The sequence below is a fragment of the Rhizorhabdus sp. genome (assembly GCF_018006725.1).
Lineage (GTDB): Bacteria > Pseudomonadota > Alphaproteobacteria > Sphingomonadales > Sphingomonadaceae > Rhizorhabdus.
The window spans coordinates 1-5,981 of record NZ_JAGMXV010000256.1 but is presented as its reverse complement, the minus strand read 5'-3'; the positions used below and the strand labels follow the sequence as shown (position 1 = coordinate 5,981).

Sequence of the window (5,981 nt, the reverse complement as noted above, 5' to 3'; positions counted from 1 at the left end):
GGTCGGCGATCCGTGCATGCACCGCGCGCAGGCGGGAGATCGCCGTGAACAGGCCCAGCGTCCCGCCGCCGGCCGCCGCGATCAGGCGGTGATAGGCCTGCCCCAGCTGCGCGACATCTCCGCGCTTCAGGTCGGTGACGACCAGCACCTCGGCGCTGGTGGCATAATCGAACGGGCTGGGCACCGACACATGACGCGGGCTGTTGTCGAGGTGGACGGTTCCCGCTCGCGCCTCGGCGCCGCTCCAGTCCTCGCCGTCGCGCAGCGTCGCCGATGTCACGAGCACGCCATGGGCGGGTTTCAACACGGTTTCGGCGAGCGGTCGCGACGGATCAAGCCAGTGGCGATGGAGGCCGATGTCGAGTTCCCGCCCCTCGACGCGGTCGACCGCCAGCCAGTCGACGAAGTCGGGATCGAGCGGCCCGCCCAGCCGCGCCAGCATCGCGATCCATGACGATACGAGCTGTCCGCGCTGGGTGAGGCCGGCGATGGCCCCCTCGATTCGCGCGCGCGCCTGGCCGTCGAGCCAGTCGGGGCCGTCCTCCATCACCGCAGCCAGCCGTTGTCGCAACTTCGCCATCGGCCGCATCAGCGCTTCCAGCGCCTCGATCGCGGGGCGGGCGGCGTCGATCAGTTCGGGCTCGGGCTGGCCGGCATCGGTTTCGAGGCCATAGCCAGCGTCCTGCGCATCGGCCCGTGCGTAGACAGTGGCGCGCACGGCCGACAGCAGCCGCTCGATCGGACCTAGCGGAAGGCTCTCGCCGAGCCGGCCGAGCCAGCCGTCGGCCGGCAGCAGGGTCGCCGCCGCGGCCGCCGCCTCAATCGCGAGCCCCCCTTCCTCGTCATAGCTTGCCACGTCGGACAGCCGAGCCGAGAGCCCGCGTCGCCGTCCCCTTGCCTTGGATTCGGGGCCGATGATCCAGCGGCGGAGCTCGATCGTCTCCTGTCCGGTCAGCGCCGCGGCGAAGGTCGAATCGGCGGCGTCGAACAGGTGATGGCCTTCGTCGAAGACGAGCCGGCCGAGCGGCTGGCCCTCGTCGGCCCGGCGCTGGGCCAGGATCATGACCAGCGCATGGTTGGCGATGACGATATCGGCATTTTCCGAAGCGCGGGCCGCCCGTTCTATGAAGCATTTCCGGTAATGGGGGCAGCCGGCATAGACGCACTCGCCGCGCCGGTCGGTCAGCGCGGTCGATCCCGCGCGGCGGAACAGCGTGGGGAGCCAGCCGGGTAGGTCACCCCCGACCATGTCACCATCGCGCGTGTACATCCCCCAGCGCGCGACCAGCTGCGCCAATATGGCAGCGCGGTTCTGGAAGCCGCCCTGCAGCGCGTCTTCGAGGTTGAGCAGGCAGAGATAATTTTCGCGCCCCTTGCGAACCACGACCCGGCGGGCGCGTTCGGCCGCGTCGGGAAATATGCGGCGGGTCTCCTTGTCGAGCTGGCGCTGGAGCGCCTTGGTGTAGGTCGAGACCCAGACGGCCCCGTCCGCCTTCTCCGCCCAGAGCGAGGCCGGAGCGAGATAACCGAGCGTTTTGCCGATTCCCGTGCCGGCTTCGGCGAGGACCACATTCGGTCGTCCTTCCCCGGCGCGGGGATCGAAGGCGCGCGCATTGGCCGTCGCATAGCTGCGCTGTCCCTCGCGACTTTCCGCCCGCGGCCCCACCAGCGTGCCGAGCCGGTCCAGCACCTCCTGCTCGTCGAGGCGGACGCTGCGCGGCTGCGGACGGGCGTTCGCCTCGTCCCATTCGGGCAGGCGCGCGAACAGGCCGCGCTCGGACTGCGTCGGGGATTTGAGGATCTGTCCGATCGGTCCCGCCCAGGGCCAGCGCAGCCGCGCGAGCGACTGTGCGCTGTTATAGGCGCCGTAAGCCTCGGGCCACTCTTCTGGCCGAGCCATGCGACCGAGGAGGGCGCGGGCGGCTTCGATCAGGAACAGCGAGGCGCGCGCGTCGTCGACCGGCGGCGGGAGGTCCAGCGCGCGAGCCAGACCGGCGGGGGTCGGGACCGCAAAGCGAGCAGGGTGCACGAAGGCGAAGAGTTCCAGCAGGTCCAGGCCGGAAAAATCCGCGATGCCGAGGCGGCTGGCCGTCACGGCTGCGTTCAGCACGATCATCGGGGTCTCAGCTGCTCGCGCCGCTGCCTCTCCCCGCCCGATGCCCCTTACCTCGCCACCCGGCGATGCCAGCCATATGCCGCCATAGGTGGCATGCAGTGCCGGGTAGGGAAGGTCGGGAAGCATATTGCCCATCTAGGGTCTCAGGAACGATTGGGGAACAGCTATCCGACTGCATCAGGTCGGAAAGCCGCCGATGTTGATTCGCGGCCCGCGCGCGCTACAGGACCGGATCATGACCGACAGCATCACCCCCGCCGCGCTGCGCGAAGCCGCGCTCGTCTCCAAGGCCTGGCCCTATGAGGAAGCCCGCAAGCTCCTCAAGCGCTACGAGAAGGGCGCGCCGGAGAAAGGCTATGTGCTGTTCGAGACCGGCTATGGCCCCTCGGGGCTGCCGCACATCGGCACTTTCAACGAGGTGCTGCGCACGACGATGGTGCGCCGCGCCTATGAGGAGATGTCGGACCTGCCGACGCGGCTGATCGCCTTCAGCGACGATATGGACGGCCTGCGCAAGGTGCCCGACAATGTCCCGAACCAGGAGATGCTGCGCGAGCATCTGGGCAAGCCGCTGACGCGCATTCCCGATCCGTTCGGCAAGTTCGAGAGCTTCGCGCATCACAACAACGCGATGCTGCGGGAATTTCTCGACCGTTTCGGCTTCGATTACGACTTCCGCTCGTCCACCGAAGCCTATGAGGGCGGCCAGTTTGACGAAGCCCTCAAGGACGTGCTCCGCCATTATGACGGGATCATGGGCATCATGCTCCCGACGCTGCGCAAGGAACGCCAGGCCACCTATTCGCCGGTCCTGCCGATCAGCCCGACTAGCGGCATCGTGCTGCAGGTTCCGGTCGAGGTCGTCGATGCGGACGCCGGGCTGATCCGCTTCGAAGATGGCGGCGAAATGATCACCCAGTCGGTCCTGGGCGGCAAGGCCAAGCTCCAGTGGAAGGTCGACTGGGCGATGCGCTGGGTCGCACTGGGCGTCGACTATGAAATGTCGGGCAAGGACCTGATCGACTCGGTTACCCAGTCGTCGAAGATCTGCCGCGAGCTCGGCGCCCGCCCGCCCGAGGGCTTCAACTATGAGATGTTCCTCGACGAAAAGGGCGAGAAGATCTCCAAGTCGAAGGGCAATGGCCTCAGCCTCGAGCAATGGCTGACCTACGGCCCCGAGGAGAGCCTCGCTTTCTACGCCTATCGCGAGCCGAAAAAGGCCAAGCAACTCCACATGGGCGTCATCCCACGCGCGGTCGATGAATATTGGCAGTTCCGGGGCAATTATCCGGCTCAGCCGATCGAGCAGAAGCTCGGCAACCCGGTCCATCACATCCACCGCGCCACCAATGACGCGGTTCCCGAAAGCACGCTGCCGGTCACCTTCGGCCTGCTGCTGAACCTCGTGGGGGTGATGGGCGATGCGTCGCGCGAGCAGGTCTGGGGCTATCTTTCCAACTATGTCGAGAACGCGTCGGCGGAGAAATATCCCGAGCTCGACCGGCTGATCGGCCATGCGCTCGCCTATAACCGCGACTTCGTCGCGCCGACGCTGAAGCGCCGCAAGCCGACCGAGAACGAGGCTGCGGCGCTGCAGGCACTCGACGCCAAGCTTGCGGAAATGCCGGCCGGCACCGCCGCCGAGGATATTCAGAACGAAGTCTATGCGATCGGCAAGGACGAGGCCTATGGCTTCGCGTCGTTGCGCGACTGGTTCAAGGCGCTGTACGAGACGCTGCTGGGCGCCGAGCAGGGCCCGCGCATGGGCAGCTTTATTGCGCTTTACGGCATCGACAACAGCCGCCGCCTGATCGCCGAGGCGCTCGCCTGACCGTAATTTTTTGAAAGCCAAGGGAAACCCCGGCTTTCTGTAGCGTTTCCCGGCCGGTCCAACCCCTTTCGGACTGGCATTGCGCGGCTCCGCGCATGTCGGCCGCGCCGTTGCGTATCACGCGGCGCGGCCACCCATGATCAGCGTCCGGCGCGCGTCCGCTGGATCCAGTCGTCGATCTTCGCTTCCAGCACCGTCATCGGCAGCGCGCCGGTGTCGAGGACCTGCGCGTGGAAGGCGCGCGGATCGAACCGGTCACCAAGGTCCTTGCGGGCCTTGTCCTTTAGGCGAAGGATGGCCAGCGCGCCGATCTTATAGGCTAGCGCCTGGCCGGGCATGGCGATGTAGCGTTCGACCTCGGCGGTGGCATCGGTGCGACCGATGTTCGAATGCGACAGCATATAGTCGATTGCCTGATCGCGGCTCCACCCCTTGGCGTGGATACCGGTATCGACGACCAGGCGCATCGCGCGCAGCATCTCGTCCGACAGCCCGCCGAAGCGCTGATAGGGATCGGTTTCCATGCCGAGATCCTTCCACAGCGTCTCGGCATAGAGCGCCCAGCCCTCGACAAAGGCGGTGTTGCCGCCGAAGCGCATGAAGGCGGGCAGCGCCTCATTCTCCTGGGCGAGGCTGATCTGGAAGTGATGCCCCGGCACGGCTTCGTGGAGGTAGAGCGTCTCCATGCCCGGCGTCGTGCGCGACTTGAGGTCATAGGTGTTGAAATAGAAGACGCCGGGGCGGCTGCCGTCCGGCGTTCCCGATTGATAGCTGCCACCGGCCTCGCTCTTCTCGCGATAGGGCTCGACCGCCTTGATCTCGAGGGGACTCTTGGGAAGCAGCGAGAATTGCTCCGGAATGCGCTGGTCGACGCGCTTGCCGATGCGGAAATATTCGTCGCGCAGCCAGTCCGCGCTCTGCGGCTGGAACTTCGGATTCTCGCGCAGATAGACGAAGAATTCGGCAAGGCTACCCTTGAAGCCGACCTGCGTCTTGATCTTCTCCATTTCGGCAGTGATCCGCGCCACTTCCTGCAGGCCCAGCTGATGGACGTCCTCGGCCTTCAGGGGGAGGGTGGTGTGGACCTCGATCAGATGGGCGTAGAGGCGATCGCCGCCCTTCAGTCCGACCAGCCCGACGCTGTCGCGCGCCACTGGCAGATAGTCGTTCTTCAGGAAGTCGCGGAACCGCTTATAGGCGGGAAAGATGCCGTCGCGGATGATCGCGGCCGTCTCCGTGCGCAACCGCTGCTGGTCGGCGGCCGGGATCTCGGCCGGGAAGCTCTTGACCGGGCCGTAGAAGACCGAGCCTTCGACGCCCTGCGCCATCTGCGTATCGATCTGCTCGATCATGTTGTTGACGATCAGCTTCGGCTCGACGACGCCCGAGGCCATGCCCTGGCGGAAGCGCTCGATCCAGCGATCGACCATGACGACATAGTCGCGGTGGCGCTTCAGATTATTCTCGTAATCGGCGACCGTCTTGAACGGCGCGGCGCCCTCGCCCGAGGCGAAGCTCGGATAGAAGGTGTGGAAGCCCTGAAAGTGGTCGACCGGCTGGACGACCGTCACCGCCATCAGATCGGGCGCAAACCCTTTGAGGTTGAGTTCGCTCTGCCATTTGAAGACGTCATAGGCGATCTGGTCGGTCGGGTTGAGCTTCGACCGGTCGATCTTCGCGAGCGCAGCAAGGTCGCCTTCGACCGCCGCCTTTTCGCCCGCCATATAGCTGTCGCTGACATAATCGCCGAGGCGATCGGCATAGCGCATGTCGCCACGAAACAGCGCCCCGAGCGGATTGCGGCGCAGCGAGGCTTCGTCGCTCTCGCGGAACAGATCGAGCAAGGCCTTGTCCTGTGCGGAAAGAGGGGAGGCGGGGGCGGTCGCCGCTACAGGGGCGGCGTGGGCCGCGCCGGGGGCGACGATGAAGGCGGCCGAAAAGGCCGAGGCTGCGAGCAGCGCGGTACGGAGAATCATGGGAGCAGGCATCCTGTCTGTGATGCCCGTGCTATTTCACTCATACAGTGTGGACGCA

3 protein-coding genes are annotated in these 5,981 nt (G+C 66.2%); 1 reads left to right on the top strand and 2 read right to left on the bottom strand.

Annotated features, from left to right (window positions below):
* Positions 1-2,242: ATP-dependent DNA helicase (locus KAY22_RS23040; RefSeq protein ID WP_296625511.1), on the bottom strand; the 2,242-nt coding region annotated here is incomplete at its 3' end.
* Between the two features lie 109 nt (positions 2,243-2,351).
* Here KAY22_RS23040 and KAY22_RS23035 point away from each other — a divergent pair.
* The gene (locus KAY22_RS23035) at positions 2,352-3,947 is read left to right on the top strand and encodes a lysine--tRNA ligase (protein WP_296625510.1); all 1,596 of its coding nucleotides are present in this window, start codon (positions 2,352-2,354) and stop codon (positions 3,945-3,947) included.
* A 140-nt stretch (positions 3,948-4,087) separates the two neighbouring features.
* Here the strand turns inward: KAY22_RS23035 and KAY22_RS23030 are convergent, their stop codons facing one another.
* Complete coding sequence (locus tag KAY22_RS23030; RefSeq protein WP_296625509.1) at positions 4,088-5,923, bottom strand: DUF885 family protein; 1,836 nt, start codon at positions 5,921-5,923, stop codon at positions 4,088-4,090.
* Positions 5,924-5,981 lie beyond the last annotated feature (58 nt).

Excerpts from the sequence above, each read along its gene's own strand:
- KAY22_RS23035 (WP_296625510.1), top strand. The coding sequence starts at position 2,352 with ATGACCGACAGCATCACCCCCGCCGCGCTGCGCGAAGCCGCGCTCGTC.
- KAY22_RS23030 (WP_296625509.1), bottom strand. The coding sequence starts at position 5,923 with ATGATTCTCCGTACCGCGCTGCTCGCAGCCTCGGCCTTTTCGGCCGCC.